This window comes from Pirellulales bacterium (assembly GCA_019636345.1).
GTDB lineage: Bacteria > Planctomycetota > Planctomycetia > Pirellulales > Lacipirellulaceae.
Genome location: JAHBXQ010000002.1, coordinates 146,119 through 164,576, shown reverse-complemented (window position 1 = coordinate 164,576; position 18,458 = coordinate 146,119). Strand labels below are relative to the sequence as shown.

Here is an 18,458-nt window from a genome sequence, read left to right as displayed (position 1 = left end):
ACCCTGCTCCGTCGGCGGGCTAAGCTTGTTTCATGTCGAGCCGCTGATCTTCTGCTGGTTCCAACCAACCGTTCCGACTGTGCCCGCTGAGCCGATGATGCCCGCCCCGATCGCCATGATTCCGATTATTCCCCGACGGCGGCCCTAGGGCGGTTCGAGCACACCTTGCTGCAAACCCGACCCCCGAAGGCCGCGATGGCCTGCGGGGGTTTTTTATTGGGGCAGACAACAGCGGCTCCCAACGTTCCCCCCCAGCGGCAACCTTCCCAAATCGAGCGATCGGCGTCCTCCGCCTCTGACCTCCGACCTCTGGCTCCCCTCCTCCCATGCACATCCAACTCTACGACACGACCCTCCGCGACGGCGCCCAAGGCGAAGGCGTCAACTTCTCGCTCGATGACAAGGTGCTCATCGCCCGCCGGCTCGACGAGATGGGGTTCGACTTCATCGAGGGGGGGTATCCCTTGTCGAATCCCAAGGACGCCCAGTTCTTCGAGCGACTCGCCGCCGAGCCGCTCAAGCATGCCAAGCTGTGCGCGTTCGGCATGACGCGCCGCCGGGGGATGACCGCGGCAGAGGACCCGGGGATGAAGGCCCTCGTCGACGCCCAGACCCCCGTCGTGACGATCGTCGGCAAGACGCACGACTTTCACGCGACCGAGGTGCTGGGAGTCTCGCTCGACGAAAATCTGGCCATGATCCGCGACACGGTCGCGTATTTCGTTTCGCAAGGGCGCGAAGTGATCTACGACGCCGAACACTTCTTCGACGGCTGGAAGGCCAACCCCGCCTATGCCGCCCGCACGATTCAAGCGGCGGCCGACGCGGGGGCGTCGATGATCGTCATGTGCGACACCAACGGCGGGTCGCTCCCCGAGGAAATCGCCGAGTTGACCCGCGTCGCCGCGAATGCGGTGCATGTGCCGCTGGGAATCCACTGTCACAACGATTGCGAGCTGGCGGTCGCCAACTCGCTGGCCGCGATCGACGCCGGGGCGATGCAAGTCCAGGGGACGATCAACGGCTTCGGCGAACGGTGCGGCAACGTCGATCTGCTGGCCGTGGCGGCGAACTTGGCGCTCAAGAAGCGGCGGGGCTACACCGTGCTCAACGGCGTCGACGGCGCCGGCGCCCCGGGGCTCGCCCATCTCACCGAGCTGTCGCGGTACGTCTACGAAATCGCGAACATGAATTTTCGCAACAACCAGCCCTTCGTCGGCGCGAGCGCCTTCGCTCACAAGGGGGGAATGCACGTCCACGCGATCAACAAGGCGGCCCGCAGTTACGAGCACATCGACCCCGCCGCCGTGGGAAACGAGCGGCGCGTGCTGGTCAGCGAACTGTCGGGCCGGTCGAACATCATCGCCCTGGCGACGAAGCTGAATCTGCAGAACGACAAAGCGCTGATGGACAACGTGCTGGAACGGATCGTCGATTTGGAGAACAAGGGGTACCAGTTCGAGGCGGCCGAGGCGTCGTTCGAGCTCTTGGTCAAGCGCCTCGCGGGGACGTTCACGCCCCACTTCGAGCTGGTGAAATACCACACGACCGTCGAAAGCCGCGGCGGCCAGCCGGTGACCGAGGCGACGGTCAAGCTGCTGGTCGGCGACGAACTGCGACACGAGGTCGCCGAGGGAGACGGCCCGGTCAACGCGCTCGACGCCGCGTTGCGCAAGGCGCTCGGCAGTCATTTTCCCGCATTGGCCTGCATGCACTTGGTCGACTACAAAGTGCGGGTCATCAACAGCGAAGCCGCCACCGCGGCGAGCGTGCGGGTGGTCATCGAGAGCCGCGACGAGGAGTCGACCTGGGGCACTGTCGGCGTCCACGAGAACGTCATCGAAGCAAGCTGGGCGGCGCTGGTGGACAGCATCGAGTACAAGCTCTGCAAGGACGAGGGGTCGAAGCCCGGCATTGACAGTTGCGAGAAAGCGTGAGGCGGTTCTATGGCTGGAAAACAGTCACGGATTCTGTACGTCGAGTTGAAGTCCGGCTACGGAGACAACGGTCCGGCGTGGATCGGTCGCGCAAGGTTTTCGCGCACTGGCTGTACTGTTTACTTCCACGATCTGGTCTTGCAGTCCTGCGCCGGCCAGGGGATTGGCGCCAATTACTACGACGTCGCAACGGGCGATGAATACTGGATCTCCGGTCCCAAGAAGAACGGCCAAGACCGACATTGGGCAGGCGGCGGTTCAGTGACGATCGACGACGACGTCGTCGACGAATACTGGCGAGAAATCCGCGGCATGAAGCCTCCCAGGAATCAGCACACGGCCTGAAGCGTTTCGGTCGACTGATAAGTCGTCGTCCCTCGGAGTCGCAGTCCCCCGCTCAGGCAATGAAGCAAACGCGTTGACCGCCCTTCATGAGCTTGTGACTATTGCATGAAATTCACGGTCCGCAACATCACTGACGACATCGAGGTCGCCGCCCGCCAGCGCGCCCTTGCCGAAAAGAAATCGCTCAACGCAGTGCTGGTCGACGCGCTACGGCGGGGGCTAGGCATCAACGGCGGGCCAGTGAAATATCGCGATCTCTCCGACATTGCCGGCCAGCGCTTGATGGACGACGAGACTTTGGCCGCGCTGGAAGAGCAGCGGCGTATCGACCCCGAGATTTGACAATGATTTTGGCGCCCCGCTTGGCCATCGACGCCAATCGGTATTGCGGACTTCGACCGAGGCGACGACGCGGTCGTTCGGCGAATTGAAGCGGCGCCCGAAATCTGGGTCTCGCTGGTCGTACTGGCTGAGTTGCGGTCCGGTTTTGCCGCCGGCAGGCAGGAACAATCCAATGAGACCACGCTCCAGCGATTTCTCGCCAAACCGCACGTGGGCGTCCTCGTTCCCGACGACAAAACGACGCTTTACTACGCCCGCATTGCGACATCGCTTCAAAACGCGGCACGCCAATTCCCACGAACGACGTGTGGATCGCCGCTCAAGCCCTGCAGCACAATCTTACGCTCGATACGCGGGACGAGCATTTTCGCAAGGTCCCGGGCCTGAAGCTCTGGCGCGGATAGCCGCGAAGCATTTGCCCCCCGCCCCTCGATTGTCGCCCTCGCCCCGGTGCAACTCCTCAGGTCGCCGGCCGCTCGGGGGGTTGGATTCTCCCCTTTGCGCGTTCGCGCCTTTGCGCAAGAATTGGACGCTTTCCGACCCTCGCGCAAACTCGCGGCCCCGTCGCGGCCATTGCGCATGCCCCCCCACTTGATTGCCGCCAGTCGCCGCCATGAGCTCGCCCGCCAAGCCGAATCTCCAAGATCTCCCTTCGCAATACGACCACGAGGGCGCTCAGCGGCGTTGGCATTCGCTCTGGGAAGAACGGGGCTATTTCCACGCCGAGGTCGGCGCCATGGACGCCGCCGGCAACAAGAAGCCGCCGTTTTGCATCGTCATCCCGCCCCCCAACGTCACCGGCGCCTTGCACCTGGGGCACGCGCTGAACAATACGCTGCAAGACATCCTCTGCCGGCAGAAGCGGATGCAGGGGTACAACGTCCTGTGGATGCCGGGGACCGACCACGCGGGGATCGCCACCCAGGCGGTCGTCGAGCGGCGGCTGTTGGAGGAAGAGAAGAAATCGCGACACGACCTGGGCCGCGAAGGGCTCGTCGCGCGAATCTGGCAGTGGAAGGAGCAGTACGAGAAGCGGATCCTCGGCCAGCTCAAACAGCTCGGCTGCAGTTGCGATTGGCAGCGGCTGCGGTTCACGCTCGACGACCAGTGCGCCCGGGCGGTCCGCGAGACGTTTTTCAAGCTGTTTGAGGACGGCAAAATCTACCGCGGCAAGCGACTGGTCAACTGGGACACGTACCTGCAGACCGCGGTCAGCGACGACGAGGTGTTCCACGAAACGGTCAAGGGGCACTTCTGGCACTTCAAGTACCCGTTCGTCGCGGCGGATTTGAAGCCGGGCGAGCCGGAGTTCGTGACCATCGCCACGACGCGGCCCGAGACGATGCTGGGCGATACGGCCGTGGCGGTCCATCCCGACCCGGCCGCAGCGCTCGACGAGGCCGAGGCGGCGCTCGTCCGCAAGCGCTCCGAGGCGGCGGACAAGGATCGCCCGGCGATCGACGCGCAGCTCAAGGCGTTGCGCGAACGGCGAACGACGCATTTGCCGCAGCTTGTTCAGTTGCGGGACATGGCGCTACGCGGCGTGCGGATCGAGTTGCCGCTCGCCGGGCGCGAGATCCCGCTCATCGCCGACGAGTGGGCCAAGCCGGAACTCGGCTCGGGGTGCGTAAAGATCACCCCGGCGCATGACGAGAACGACTACCAAGTGGGGCAACGTCACCCCGAGATCGGCGCGATCAACATCATGACGGTCGACGGCCATCTCAACGACGCCGTCCCCGAGAGGTATCGCGGTCTGAAGATGCACACCAAGGCCCGCGAGGCGGTGATCGCCGCCTTGGAAGCGGAAGGGCTGTACAACCCCGAGACCGACCGCGAAGACCGCGAAATCGATCTCGCCCACAGCGACCGTTCGAAGACGCCGATCGAACCGTATCTCGCGGATCAGTGGTTCGTGAAGATGGATGAGCTCGCGCAATCGGCGATGGACGCCGTCACGGACGGCCGCGTGAAGATCACGCCAGAGCGGTACGCGAAGTCGTACCTCGATTGGCTCGGCGAGAAACGCGACTGGCCGGTGGGGCGGCAGCTGTGGTGGGGGCATCGGATTCCGGTATGGAGCAAGGTGAAGACTGCACAGAGCGACGAAGAAACACGATGGCTTCTCACTGAATTGCGTGAGCGATTCGAAGCTTGGAAATTTAAAAGACAAATTACGTATGCCGATTCATCCGACCCATTTCAGGTGGCCCAATTCCTGGTTTGCGTTCGCTCTGAGCACGATAGGAATGTTGTAGAAGCTCTTGAGAAATTCGATTTCTTTCGACAGGAACCCGAAGTCCTCGACACCTGGTTCTCCTCCGCCCTCTGGCCCCACTCAACGCTCGGGTGGCCGGAGCAGACGCCCGAGCTCGCCGAGTTCTACCCCACCAGCGTGCTGGTGACCTCGCGCGACATCATCACGCTGTGGGTCGCGCGGATGGTGCTCGCGGGACTCTACAACATGGGAGAGGTCCCCTTCCGCGAGGTCTACATTCACCCCAAGATCCTCGACGGCTACGGCGAGACGATGTCGAAGTCGAAGGGGAACGGAGTCGACCCGATCGACGTCATCGAGAAATTCGGGGCCGACGCGCTGCGGTTCGGGCTGGCGTATCTCACCACCGAGACGCAAGACGTCCGCATGCCGGTCGAGTTCGAGTGCCCTCACTGCCAGAAGCTGGTCGAGCAGACCAAGAAGAACCGCACCCAGCCGCGGATCGAGTGCACGCATTGCAAGAAGCCGTTCGCCACACAGTGGGCCGAATCGCACGGCACGGACGAAGACAAACGGCTCCCCCGCGGGGCGGTGGTGAGCGAGCGGTTTGAACTGGGGCGGCGGTTCTGCAACAAACTGTGGAACGCCGCGCGGTTCAGTCTGCAAAACCTCGACGATTTTCAAGCCGCGACTTCCCAAGTCGCCGGGGGGGACGCTCAGCCGCAGGCAAGTGGAACGCCGGCGCTGACGCTCGAGGATCGGTGGTTGTTGTCGCGGCTGGCGACGGTGACGCGCGAGGTGAACGACGCCCTGGCGGGGTTTCGGTTTGCCGACGCGGCGCGGGCGCTCTATGCGTTTGCCTGGAACGATTTCTGCGATTACTACGTCGAGATCACCAAGGCGCGGTTCGCGAATCCCGCGACGCGGCTGACGGCCCAGCGGGTGCTGTCGCACGCGCTTGACGCGCTGGTGCGGTTGTTGCATCCGTTCGTGCCGTTCTTGACGGAGGAGATTTGGCAGTTGCTCAACGCGGCGGCGCCGCTCCGGGAGCTGACGCTTCCCGGCTCGGGGGAGCTGACGCAGTGCGGCTCGGCGAGTCGGGGTTGTGAGGCGCCGGCGTCGGTGTGCATCGCCCGGTGGCCAGAGGTCGACGCCGCACGCATCAACGCCGACATCGAGGAGCAGTTCGCCGACTTCCAGCAAGTGCTCGGCGCCGTGCGGGAGATTCGCTTGGGGCAGAACATTCCCCCGCGCGAGCCGGTCGAGTTCGCGGTGCGCTGCGACGCGGCGACGGCCGCACTGCTCGAGCCGATGCGGCCCTACTTCCAGCAGATGGCCAAGGCGACCCTGACGACGCTGGGCCCCGCGGCGACGGCGCCGGAGCGCTCGGCGAGCAAGTCGCTCACGGGGATCGACGTGCACGTCGACGTGTCGGCGTTCTTCGATCCGGCGGCCGAGATCGCACGGCTGGAAAAGGAGCACCAACAACTCGCCGGGCATGCCAAGTCGCTCGCCGCCAAGCTGGGCAACGAGAGCTTCGTCAGCCGCGCCCCGGCCGAGGTCGTCCAGAAGCAACGGGACAAGCTGGCCGAGGTCGAGGGGCAAGTCGCGGCGATCACGGCGGCGCTGGCGAAGTTGCGTTGAGCGCTTGCCAAGTCGCTTGGGGGATTCGCTTGCCGTTGCGAGAGTTTCGACCCAAAATAGTCGCTGGCGAAATCCTTGACTCATTCTGGCTTTCCAGGTTCGTCGCCATGACACGCTGCGTCGAATGTAAACGTCTTGGCCCCTTGCTGTGGGCGACGCCGCTGTGGCTGCTGACCGCATGCCCAGCCGTTGGCGGCGAGATGCACACGTGGACCGATCGGACCGGCGCTCACAAGATTGACGCCGAGTTCGTCGAAGTCGTCGACGGCAACGTGACGCTCAAAAAGGCGACGGGCGAGACGGTGACGCTGCCCTTGTCCAAGCTGAGCAAACCGGACCAAACGTACCTGCGGGCGCTGGTCAAACGGCAACGGGAGGCGCAGGCAGCTCCCCCCGCAGCAGCGCCGACAGTTCGCGGCCGGGGCCCGCGCGGGTCGGGGCCGACGTTCGCGGTAGGCGATCGAATCGAGTACCGCGACGGCTTCACTCCGCGGGCGGGCACCGTCACAGGGTACGACGGGAGCCACGTCAAGTTCCGCTTCGACGGCGATCCCGAGGACGCGATCCAGTCGAAGCCGGAAAGCTGGGTGAAACCGCTTAGCCCGGCGACGGCCGAACGAGCCGCGTTTGACTGGACCCCGCCCGGCGTGAAGCCGCCGCTGACGCCCGACGACTCCGCTGTCCGGCGGGTCGCGTCCGCGGCGTCCGCTCCGACCGGTTGCGATCCCGACCCTGCCTCGACGGCGGCGGCAAAGGTTCAGCCCGCCCTGGGGATCGCCGATCCGTTCGGACATTACGAGAAGGTGCTCACGGCCGAGGTCGTCGCGGAGCCGCGGCCGCTGCTGATGGTGGCGCGCACCGGGGGGAACGAATTCAACTCGCCCAACTCGCGCATCGAGATCTACGATCTGAGCACCGGCGTGCGGACGGCCAACTTCTCGGGTCCGCCGAACCTGACGGCCGCCGCCCTGTCGCCGTCGGGCCAGCGCGTGGCGACTCGCACCAAGCCCGACGACAGCGGCCTGGGCGACCGGCTCGACGTGTGGGACGTGGGAGAGAAATCGCTCGTCCACGCGGCAAGTTGGCGACCTTACCAGTCTTCCGCGGAACGGAAGCGCGCGATCGCTTCGGCACGCTGGATCGACGACGAGCGGATCGCGACGACCGGGGGCGAAGGGACGTGGGTGCTGTGGGACGCCGCCTCCGCGAAGGCCGTCTGGCAAGTTGCCGCCGCCGGGGGCTGGACGTCGAGCCCGGGGAGACGGCAAGTCGCCATTGCCGGGACCAACGGAGTCGACGTGTTTGCGGTCGACACGGGAGATCAACTGGCGCACTTTGCGGGAGTTCGCTCGCTGAGTCGGCCGGCGTTCTCGCCGTCCGGCAAGCGGCTGGCGATCGTCGGGGCCGAGACGCTGGTCGTCGTCGACGTCGCCGGCAAACTGCCTCCGACCGTGTTTTCGTTGGGGCGCATGGCCGGCGCGGCGTGGGTCGACGAACGGCTGCTGCTGACCGACGACGGTCTGCTGCTGGACGCCGACCGCGGTTGCGCGATTTGGCGGTACCGCGCCACGGGCGCCACGTGGGTGCGCGACGGTGCGCTGTGGTATCTGGCGGGAAGCGGGTCCGAGGGGCAATCGCTGCAGCGCGTGGCGTTGCCTCATCCGGCGGCCGCGTCGGCGCTCGCAGCGATCGCGACCAGCGACGTGTTTGCCTTGAAACCCGGCGACAAGATCTCGCTCGACGTCGACCTGGGAGACCAAGCCGTGCTGGACGAAGCCCGGCGGCGTCTGACTCAGGCGGCGGCGGCCGCGGGGCTGGAGGTCGCCGACGGGCAGGCCGCCGTTCTGACCGCCCGAACTCGCTCGGGCGAGAGTCAGACTCGCGAGTTTCGCGCGATGTTCGGCCTCGACCGCCAAACCGCGAGCGTGACGGCAAACGCTCGGCACTACGAAGTCGCCCTGACCGTCGGCGGCGAAACGCTGTGGTCTTGGTCGACAGTCCAGACGATGCCTTACTCGGTGCGCCCCGAAGCGAACGAATCGATTCAGGACGCCGTCTATCGGGCGATGAACGTCAGCGCCATGTACTTGCCCGACGAAGCGCCGCGCAATCTCGTGAAGGCTGAGTTCCGTCGGCCGCGAGGCGAGTCGCAACTGACCGCCGAAGGGGTCGTCGACGGGGGAAACAGCGAGCCGTGACGCCCAGCCAATCGCAGGCGACCTGCCCAGCGGGACAAGTCTCGCGCAGAGTCCGCAGAGTCTGTGGCACGGCGAATTCGAGGGCCCTGGGCTCGAGCGTCGAATTGCAACCGAGTTCGCCGCATCGGGTTTGACGCTGCACTTGCCCAAGCGTGGAGAGACAGGGCCTGACAGGGATTGTTCGCTGCGGCCCAGCCCCCTGCGAATGCATTCAGGAATCGCCTGCTCAGGACGATTTTTGCAGGTCTCCTGTCTGCGATCGGCCGAACTTGCATCGCGATCGGTTTGGGTCGACAATGGCCGAAACGGCAGCGGCGGACTGTTGATTCCGCTTCCGACTTCTCCTCGCTCCGAGGCGCGCCATGTCTCGCGATTTCGCTCTTCGACGGCGGCTGGTCCTGCCCGCCGCAGCGATTGTGCTGTTGGTCGGCTGTTCCGGGAACAGCGGCATGAACGCCGCCCAGAACGCGGTGAAGTCGATGGAGCAGCTCACGACGCTGCTCAAATCGGTGCAGGACGCCCCGTCGGCCAGCGTCGCCGTCGGCAAGATCAAACCGGCCTTCGCCGAATTCAGCGTCGCGCTCAAGGAAATTGCCGCGTACGAGAAGGAGCACGGCCAAGTTCGCGGGCTCAAGACCCAGGTCAGCCAACTGGAACAGGACTTGGCTCGGCTGCAAATGGAGATGGCCGGCGAGTCTCAACGACTTGAGTCCTTGCGCGGGTTGCCTCCTGAATTCTGGAACGAGCTGCGCATGGCTTCGGCCCAGTTGGCCGTCGATCTCATCGACGCGATGGCGATTCAAGCGGGGCTCGATCCGGCGCTTGCCGGCAATCTCAAATCGGAGGTCGAACAGGTACGAGTCGCGTACGAACAACATGGCCCGGAACGGGTCGCCGAGGTGACGATCCGCGGCGGTCGCGACTTCGATCACGAGGAAGCGATCGAGCGGCTCCGCAATCTCGCCGGCTCGGGGGCGACCCTCGCTACGGTCGCCGACCTCGACGACACTGGGGAGACGAATCTCATGATCGCCCCCGTGGCCGACATGCAGGCGTTTCGCGATTCGATCGATTTCGGCACGGTCGTCGATTTCATCCCCGAACGGTGCGAGATCACTCTCGAAGTCACCGAAGAGCTCGCCGGACCCTTCGCCGGGATGACCGACGAGGAGCGCGCCGAGCACGAGCGGATAGCGGCCGAACAAGCCGAATACGAACGCCGGCAGGCCGAGGAGACCGAGCGGCAGGCCGCCGAGTCCCGCCAGCGCGAGGAAGAGGCCGAGCGCGAGCGACTGGCGGAGGAAGAGCGGCAACGTCCGCCGACGCCGGGGGCGGCCGACTATCACCAGAAACTGCTGACGAACCTCCGCGATCCCCAGGCGCCCCACCATGAATTGGCGCTCGACCATTTGCTGAAAATGAAGCCGACCGACGTCGCCGACGCGCAAATCCGCAAGGAGATCGCCGTCGCGTTCCGCGAGTTGGCGACCGGCGACGCGTCGCACCGCGCCGAGGCGGTCGAGGGACTCGTCCTGTGGGCAGGCAAGTTCGCCGTGCCGGTGCTTGTGAAGCTCGTCGAGGGAGGGGCGCAACCGCTTGAGGAGGCGGTCCTGGCGGGCCTCGGCAAGCACCCGACCCCCGAGGGGGCGAAGGCAGTCGCCGCGTTGTTGAAGGAAACCCAGCAGCAGGAGGCCGCCTCGCGGGCGCTGGTGCTGATGGGCGAACTCGCCGAGCCCCCCCTGCTGGAGATGGTCCCCGCCGAGGAGCCCGGAGTCAATTTGGCCGTGATCAAGGTGCTGGGAGAATGCGGCACGAAGGCGAGCCTGCGGATCATGCGGCAGGCGGCCCGGAGCGAAAACGAGGACATCGCCGCTGCGGCCCGCGAAGCCGCAGCCAAGATTCGCCAGCGGGGCGACGAGTAGCCCCGCTCGCCCGGCGATTGCGGGCAAGATTCCTCCCGTCCCGGCGAATAAGCCCCCGACAATCGCCGGAACCCTGGCTGGCGACCCAGGCTGGCGGGCCCGGCAGATTCGTCACTTTCGGCGCAGCCCTTTTAGCCCTGCGCCGCTGAGAAAGCTACACTATCAAGCGGCTTTGCCGGTTCAGGTGCGGTCGTCCCGCACGCACGGCGGCCGCCCCGGGAGGGTGATCTCACTATGCTCGACATTTGCTTCCTGACCGCAGCCATCATCGGCGGCACCGTGATGGCGTGCCAGTTTCTGATGTCGGTGATCGGCTTGGGAGGCGACGGCTTCGACGGCGACCTGTCGGGCGGTGACGCCGGCGCCGCGGGAGGCGATATTGCGGACCTTGGCGATCTCTCCGACGGCGATCTCCATCATCCGGACAGCACGTGGTTGTTCGGCGTGCTGTCGTTCCGTTCGATCGTTGCGGCCTTGGCATTCTTCGGATTCAGCGGCCTGACGCTGCGGGCGGCCGATTTCGGCCCCACCGCGTCGCTGTTCGCGGCCGTCCTGACGGGACTCGCCGCGATGTTCGGCATGTACTACGTCATGCGCGCGATCATGCGACTCGCGTCTTCGGGCAACGAGAACATCATGAACGCCGTCGGCGAACATGCCACCGTTTACATTCCGGTCCCCGCGGCCCGCGCCGGACTCGGCAAGGTGCAACTGACCATGCAAAACCGCATCGTCGAGTTCGCCGCCGTCACCGACGACTCCGAGCCGATCCGCACGGGCACGGCCGTCGAGGTCGTCGCGGTGAACGGCCACGACACGTTGGAAGTCACTCGCATCGCGACCCCCGTCGAAGCGTGATCCGCTTGACTACCGCGCCGGAAGCGATCGAGCTTCCCGCCGCATTGACTTGATCCGTCTGACAATTCACTGCCGTTCACGATTTACTCGAAGGCGCATACGATGAACTCACTGACTGACTGCTCGCTGGTGATCGGGGCCCTGTGGGGCATTCCAACTCAAGTGTGGGCCGCCGGCCTGATGGGGCTCGTGGCGGTGCTGTTCTTCGGCACCATCATCTTGCTGAAGGCCAACTACAAACGCTGCTCCAGCAACCAAGTGCTGGTCATCTTCGGCAAGACCAACCAAGGCACGGCCGCGAAGACCGTGCACGGCGGCGCCGCGTTCGTGATTCCGCTGATTCAGGACTATCGCTACCTGAGCCTCGAGCCGATCCAGATCGAGATCCCGCTCCGCGGGGCCCTCTCGATGGAAAACATCCGCGTGAACGTCCCCAGCGTGTTCACCGTGGCCATCGGCACGCAACCCGAGGTGATGACCAACGCGGCGATTCGCCTGCTCGAACTGTCGACGCCTGAGATCCGCAAGCAGGCCGAGGAAATCATCTTCGGCCAGTTGCGCCAGGTGATCGCCTCGATGAAGATCGAGGACATCAACCGCGACCGCGACACGTTTCTGGAGCACATCCAAGGCTCGGTCGAGCCGGAGCTTAAGAAGATCGGCCTCGTGCTGATCAACGTAAACATCACCGACATCACGGACGAAAGCGGCTATATCGACGCAATCGGCCAGAAGGCGGCCAGCCAGGCGATCCAGCAGGCCCGCGGCGACGTCGCCGACGAAGTGCGACAAGGCGAAATCCGCGTGGCCGAGGCGGAACGCGCGAAGGTGGTCAACGTCGCCAACGCGACCAAGCTGCGCGAAATCGGCACCCGCGAAGCGGCCCGCGAGCAGGCCGTCCGCGTCGCAGAACTGGAAAAAGAACAGACCATCGGCGAGCAGACCTCGGCGTTCCAACGCGACGTCGAAGTCAAACGGGCCGAGCAAGAGAAGCGGATCGCGGTCGCCACCGCCAACGCGCTGGCGGTGGATGGCGAAAACGTCGCCGAGGCGAAGATCGCCGCGTCGCAAGCGACGCTGCTGGTGCAACGAGCCGAGGCGTATGAAAAGGGCGAGGCCCGCAAACGCGAAGCCGAAGCGGCGGTGGTCGAGATCCAGAACCGGGCGATGGCCAAGGCCGCCCTCGCCGAAGCGGAGCGCGTCGAGGCCGAACAGCGGGCCAAGTTTGAAGCCCCCGCGAAGGCCCTCAAGGCGAAAATCCTCGTCGACGCCGAGGCCGAGGCCGAAAAGCGCCGTCTCGAGGCCGAGGGCGAGGCGAAGGCGATCTACGCCAAGCTCGAGGCCGAGGCCCGCGGGCATTACGAAATCCTGGCCAAAAAGGGCGAAGGCCTCAAGCAGATCGTCGAAGCGTGCGGCGGCGCCAAGGAGGCGTTCCAACTGATGATGCTGGAGCACCTCGACAATCTCGCGGAGAGTTCGGCCAAGGCGATCAGCAACATCAAGTTCGACAAGGTCGTCGTCTGGGAGAGCGGCGGCAGCAACGGCCGCAGCAATACGGCGGACTTCCTCCACAAGATGGCCGGCACGCTCCCCCCGATGATGCAGGTGATGCGCGACATCGGCGGAGTCGACATCCCCGAGAGTCTGGCGAAGCTGGTCGGGGCCGACGACACGAGCAAGTCGGTGGAGAACGGCGCTCCGGCGACGACGACAACGACGGCGGCGGCGGGGGACAGGGTCGGCAAATGATCCGGGGCCATACCCTGCGACGGGCCATTGATCGGCCAACTGCGGAGCGCCCGGGGCCGTCAACAGACAACCCCGGGCGTCCGTGTTGAGCGGCTGAGTTTTTCTCCGCTTGTCGCTTTCGTCGCGACTCTTCCCCCCGGCGCTACGGGGTTTCTATAATGACGCTGCTGCTCCGGGGGCGACGTCGGCTCGGAGTCGGGCTCTCGCCCTTGCTTGCCGTCTAAGGAACGCCGCGATGCCTGTTGCGATGGAGTTGTCTCGAATCATCATCAGCGAGGTCACCAGTGAACAGGTGATCTGGCTGAAAGAGATCGACGGCGAGCGCAGCTTTCCGATCCTTATCGGCATCTTCGAGGCGACGAGCATTGATCGCCACGTGAAGAAACACGAGACCCCGCGCCCGTTGACGCACGACCTGCTGGTCAACGCCGTCGAGCAGCTCGGCGGCGAGTTCCAGGACGTGGTCATCAGCACGCTGAAGGACCACACGTATTACGCGGTGCTGCGCGTCCGACAAGAGGGAGAGCTGATCGAGGTCGACGCCCGCCCCAGCGACGCGATCGCGGTGGCCGTCACCTGCGATCCGCCGCTGCCGATCTACGTCAGCGAGGAAGTCCTCCGCGACGCCGTGCCGGAGAAGTAAACCGCTCGGGTGCGGACTTGCGTCGACCTACCGCCCCGACAGCCGGGCGATGAAGTATCCCGCGACGACTGCCGTGCCGATAACGCCTGCGACGTTGGGGCCCATCGCGTGCATCAACAGGTGGTTTTGCGGGTCGACGCGCTGCCCCTCGATCTGGGAAACTCGGGCCGCCATCGGCACGGCCGAGACGCCGGCCGAACCGATCAGCGGATTGATCGGCTTGGCGGGGCTGAGCAGGTTCATCAGCTTGGCCAGCAGGACGCCGGACGCCGTCGACACGCTGAACGCGACGACCCCCATCGACAGAATCTTGAGCGTTTTGGCCTGCAGAAACGAGTCGCTCGTCATCGTGATGCCGACGCTTGAGCCCAGAAAGATCGTGATCACGTTGATCACTTCGTTCTGGGCGGCCTTCGAGAGCCGCTCGACGACGCCGCTCTCGCGGAGGATGTTTCCCAACATGAGCATCGCGATCAGAGCCGAGGCGTAAGGGACGATCAAAATGCAGACGATGAGCGTCATGAACGCGAAGATCAGCCGCTCGCGTTTGCTGACTTTGCGGAGCGATTTCATGCGGATTCGACGTTCCGCATCGGTCGTCAGGGCCCGCATGATCGGGGGCTGGATCAGCGGCACAAGGGCCATATAAGAGTAAGCGGCCACCGCAATCGGTCCGACCAAATCGGGGGCGAGCTTGTTCGCGATGAAGATCGACGTCGGCCCGTCGGCTCCGCCGATAATGCCGATCGAGGCCGCTTCCTGCGGCGTGAATCCCAGCCAATACGCGCCCAGGAAGGTGACGAACACGCCGCCCTGCGCCGCGGCGCCCAGCAGCAGAGTTCGAGGATTGGCAATCAACGGGCCGAAATCGGTGAGCGCTCCTACGCCCAAAAAAATCAGCGGCGGGAAGAGTTCCCACTCCACCCCTTTGAAAATGTAGTAGTACAGCCCTCCCGGCTCGCCGTTGTGAGGCGGGTTGAGAATGCCGATCGTCGGCAAATTGGCCAAGAGCGACCCGAAGGCGATTGGCAGCAGCAGCATCGGCTCAAACTCTTTGGCGATCGCCAGGTAGACGAGCAGGGCCGTGATCGCCCACATGATGATCATGGGGCCGGTCACGGAGTCGAACGCTGTGATCTCGTAGAAATCCTGGAGCATGGGGCGAGCTCTCTGACGCCGGCGGAACGGATCGATTCAGCGACGGTCCCGCGGTTGAATTTGGTGCGAACTGTGATGCTGCATCCGGCCCCCGAGCGTCCAGATCGATTCGTCGTAGCTGCGGACGTAGTGGATGCGGTGCGGCTCCTGGATCGCCACCGCCACGGCCGCGGCGATCACCACCGCGACGTCCTCGGACAGTTCGTCGGCGACGACCCCGGCCGAGGCCGAGGCATGGACCGGCGTCCTCGGCGCCAGCAGCTTGAGCGCCAAGCCCACGGAACTGGTGCACAGGGCGATGAACGACAATGCGGCCAGGACGACGGCGACCCCCCCGGCAAGAAAGCTAAGCATCTCGCCGGGCGAAGGGTGAACGGGCAAGTCGGCGGCGATCAGGATGACGGCTTCGTGCATGGGATGTTTTGCAGGCGGGTGCGGGTCGTGTCCGATTGCTCAACAGTTCGCGATCGGCGTCGCCTGACGTTGCAGGAGGATTGTGTCGCATGACCGTAGCCGACGACCCGAGAGTCGGCGTCGCTACGCTGTGCGATCCAGCATCGGCAACATTCGGCGCCCGCGGCGGGGACGGTGCTCGTCGAGCGGGCGGAGGCATGGTCGGTCGAGATCAATCGGAACGGCCACGCACGTTCGCGTCCCGCCGTTCGATTGCTCGCAAGATGGTCGTGACTTGAGCAAGTTCCGCGCCGGGGGACTTGAGCGACTGCCGTCTGCCGCAGGGGAGAAGAATCCCTGCTCGAAGTGTTCAGCGGTTGGCCAGTGCGTACATATTGCGTACGTGAGCCGCACTCAAGATCACGACCAAGAGGACTTTGCTCGGCGTTTGCGATTGCCGAAATCGTCGATAACAACGATGTCCGTATCGAGAGACATGCTCGTCACGGGTTAGTCACGGCGCGCCTCGGAGTCAGGCGCCACGTTTCCGCGAACTGAGCGATCTCGACTCGCAGTGCGCGGCATCGTTCGCACACATGGAGTCGCTCACCCCACGTTGATCCACGAATCGATACGCGCCAACGACCAGGGCTCTCGCTGTGGACGCTCCAGCAAGATGTTGGCCTCGGGTTCGGCGGGGAACTCCTCCCGCTGGGGGTCCCACGCCAGCGGCCGTCCCAGCCGCATGGCGATGTTGCCCAGGTGGGCGACGGTCGCAGTCCGGTGCCCGACTTCGGCGGGGGCGTAGGGTTCGCCTCCGTTGAGAATGCAATCGACGAAGTCGAGGTGTTCGCCGCCGACCGTCTCAGCGGTCCGTGGAATAATTGTCCGGGGCCGATGCAGTCGCTTCTCCGGAGGGATCGTCGCGTCAAGAATCTTGGGATCGCTTGCCCGCAACGGCTGCCGCCAGCCGCGAAACATAATCCAGCCCTCGGTCCCCTCGAACTTGATCCCGGGGACCTCCCCCCAGACGTGCATCGTCAGGCCGTCGGCGTAGCGGTAGTGCAGGTCGAAGTCGGTCGCCGTGTTCCACACCGCGTCGCGCGGCGGAAAGACGCCGGTCCCCTCGACGGCGACCGGGCCGGACAATTGTCGACCGCTCGCCCACTGAGCGAGATCGATGAGGTGAGCGCCCCAGTCGGTGAGCCGCCCCCCCGAATACGCCAGATTCCATCGGTAGGTGTTGTGAACCCGCGCCGGGCAGTACGGCGCCTCGGGGGCCTGCCCCTGCCACATGTCGTAGTCGAGATGGGGCGGCGGCGGTTGCTCCGTGAACTCCTCGTTCCCCCGGCCGGCGTTCCCCCGCTCGAGCAGCACCTTGACGTGCTTCAACTCCCCGATGAACCCGCCGCGAACCAGCTCGGCCAAGCGAATATGGGTGTCGATAGAACGGCTCTCCATGGCTGTTTGGAACGCCAGCCCGCTCCGCTTCGCCTCGTCGGCCATAAGCCGCCCCTCGCGTACGGTGAGAGACAGCGGCTTTTCGCAGATGACATGCTTGCCGGCGCGGAGGGCCATGATCGCGATCGCGGCGTGCCAGTGGTCGGGCGTGGCGACGTCGACCGCGTCGAGATCGCGACGATTAACCAGATCGCGAAAGTCACGGTAGACGTCGCAGCGGTACGACCGACCGAGCATGGTCGAGTAGTGGCGGTCGACGCGCTCGGCCGCGGCGGCGGCGTGGTTCGCGTCGACGTCGCAAACCGCGACCACCTGTTGCCGGGGATCGGCGAACATCTGGTCGAGATTCCACCCCCCGCCGTGAATGCCGCACCCGACGAGGCCCATCCGCACGCGCCCGCTGGCCGGCGGCGGCGCGCCGTAACCCAACGCCGTCGCCCGCACGAACAACGGCGCGGCCGCGGCACGGGCAAGAAACTGACGACGGCAGACGGCGCGAGGCTGATTCATGGGGCGAGGCGTCGAGTTCGGTGTCGGCGGCGAGGCGCGCTCGATCCCCCCATTCTATTTCGTGCGCCGCGTTGGAGCGGGATCGCAACGAACCGGCCGACTTTCGCACATGCCCGGGCTTGATCGCACAGTCAAATTCAGCCGTCTCCTGTCGATGCGACCTTCCGGTTGCAGGAAACCTCGATCAGCTTGCACAACCTGCCGAGGACGCGCGATTGCGCCTGCCTGCCGCAAAGCGGGCGCCGATTCCCGGTGCGCATCGCCCCTGCCAAATCGGACGGCACGACCGCGAGCGCATAGAAAAAGCCAGCCGCCTGGCGTGCGAGTCCGTGCACGAAGGGCGGCTGGCTATGCGAGCGTCCCTGCTCGCAGCGTTTTTGAGCGTCGGCAGAAACGGCTACCGGGCGACCCAGTCTCCGCTCAATACGGTCCGATTGAAGGCGGGTTGCTCATCAGAAAGTCCCGCGGACCGCGGACCGTGTAGTAGGGATAAGCGACTTGCCCGGTAGGCGGGCCGGGATTGTAGGTCGGGTACTCGGGGTATCCGCCGCCGTGAGGACAGAACCCGCTGGCGAGCCCCCCGACGACGCCGCACATGCCGGGATTGCAGTTGCAAGGATCGTTGCCGCAGGCCTTTCCGCCGCTCCGACTGCCGAACAGTCCTCCGCTAAAGAGGCCTTTGCCCTTCCGGCCCTTGCCGTTGCCGCAGCACTCGTCGCCGCAACAATCGTCCTCGCAGCACCCGCCCACGCTGCAACCGCAATCGGCGTCGCAGCCCCCTTTGCTGTTGAACGAGCAGAGCTCGCAACAGGGGGCCCCAGGCGAGCGGAACACGCCCGGCCGCGGAGCGTTCCGCGAGACCGCGACATGACTCGCTTCACCGCCCCGATTGCCCAAGAAACCAGAGTTTGCGCAGCCGGCGGCGAACAGGCACGCCAGGCTCGCAAGCGCGATGCATTGTCTCATCGAATATCCCCCCTGTGAGTCGACGCCGGCGCGGCGGCCGACGGTGGCTCGGTCGGCTGCGGGGCCGGCCGGGCGCTATGGGTCGTTTGCCGGGCCAATCCCCCGGCCTGCTTG

General features: G+C 65.3%; 14 protein-coding genes. 10 read left to right on the top strand and 4 right to left on the bottom strand.

Features of this window, described 5'->3' with window-relative positions; translation table 11 throughout:
* The first annotated feature begins 326 nt into the window (after positions 1–326).
* The 10 genes from cimA (at position 327) to KF688_04460 (ending at position 13,856) form a co-directional block, all read left to right on the top strand.
* Entirely contained in the window at positions 327–1,937 is a 1,611-nt protein-coding gene (gene cimA, locus KF688_04505) for a citramalate synthase (GenBank protein ID MBX3424921.1), read from the top strand.
* A 9-nt stretch (positions 1,938–1,946) separates the two neighbouring features.
* Entirely contained in the window at positions 1,947–2,282 is a 336-nt protein-coding gene (locus tag KF688_04500; GenBank protein ID MBX3424920.1) for a hypothetical protein, read from the top strand.
* Positions 2,283–2,387: 105 nt separating this feature from the next.
* The gene (locus KF688_04495) at positions 2,388–2,624 is read left to right on the top strand and encodes a hypothetical protein (protein MBX3424919.1); all 237 of its coding nucleotides are present in this window, start codon (positions 2,388–2,390) and stop codon (positions 2,622–2,624) included.
* A gap of 191 nt (positions 2,625–2,815) precedes the next feature.
* A complete protein-coding gene (locus tag KF688_04490; protein MBX3424918.1) occupies positions 2,816–3,028 on the top strand; it encodes a PIN domain-containing protein in 213 nt (70 codons plus the stop codon).
* Between the two features lie 209 nt (positions 3,029–3,237).
* A complete protein-coding gene (locus tag KF688_04485) occupies positions 3,238–6,486 on the top strand; it encodes a valine--tRNA ligase (GenBank protein MBX3424917.1) in 3,249 nt (1,082 codons plus the stop codon).
* A gap of 107 nt (positions 6,487–6,593) precedes the next feature.
* Complete coding sequence (locus tag KF688_04480; protein ID MBX3424916.1) at positions 6,594–8,684, top strand: hypothetical protein; 2,091 nt, start codon at positions 6,594–6,596, stop codon at positions 8,682–8,684.
* Positions 8,685–9,046: 362 nt separating this feature from the next.
* Complete coding sequence (locus tag KF688_04475; GenBank protein MBX3424915.1) at positions 9,047–10,606, top strand: hypothetical protein; 1,560 nt, start codon at positions 9,047–9,049, stop codon at positions 10,604–10,606.
* Between the two features lie 234 nt (positions 10,607–10,840).
* Positions 10,841–11,464: an NfeD family protein gene (locus tag KF688_04470; GenBank protein ID MBX3424914.1), complete on the top strand. Its 624-nt coding sequence runs from the start codon at positions 10,841–10,843 to the stop codon at positions 11,462–11,464.
* 180 nt (positions 11,465–11,644) lie between these two features.
* Positions 11,645–13,213 carry a flotillin family protein gene (locus tag KF688_04465; protein ID MBX3424913.1) on the top strand — a complete coding sequence of 523 codons (1,569 nt, stop codon included), beginning with the start codon at positions 11,645–11,647 and terminating at the stop codon, positions 13,211–13,213.
* A gap of 235 nt (positions 13,214–13,448) precedes the next feature.
* Positions 13,449–13,856 carry a bifunctional nuclease family protein gene (locus tag KF688_04460; protein MBX3424912.1) on the top strand — a complete coding sequence of 136 codons (408 nt, stop codon included), beginning with the start codon at positions 13,449–13,451 and terminating at the stop codon, positions 13,854–13,856.
* 27 nt (positions 13,857–13,883) lie between these two features.
* On the opposite strand, the gene KF688_04455 is transcribed toward KF688_04460, so the two are convergent.
* From KF688_04455 to KF688_04440, 4 genes are all read right to left on the bottom strand, one after another.
* Positions 13,884–15,014, bottom strand: coding sequence for a sodium ion-translocating decarboxylase subunit beta (locus KF688_04455; GenBank protein MBX3424911.1), 1,131 nt, complete (start codon positions 15,012–15,014; stop codon positions 13,884–13,886).
* Between the two features lie 36 nt (positions 15,015–15,050).
* Positions 15,051–15,428: a hypothetical protein gene (locus tag KF688_04450; protein MBX3424910.1), complete on the bottom strand. Its 378-nt coding sequence runs from the start codon at positions 15,426–15,428 to the stop codon at positions 15,051–15,053.
* 585 nt (positions 15,429–16,013) lie between these two features.
* Positions 16,014–17,378 (bottom strand): Gfo/Idh/MocA family oxidoreductase, encoded by a 1,365-nt coding sequence (locus KF688_04445; protein MBX3424909.1) that lies wholly within the window; start codon positions 17,376–17,378, stop codon positions 16,014–16,016.
* Between the two features lie 420 nt (positions 17,379–17,798).
* A complete protein-coding gene (locus tag KF688_04440) occupies positions 17,799–18,344 on the bottom strand; it encodes a hypothetical protein (protein MBX3424908.1) in 546 nt (181 codons plus the stop codon).
* Positions 18,345–18,458: the final 114 nt, after the last annotated feature.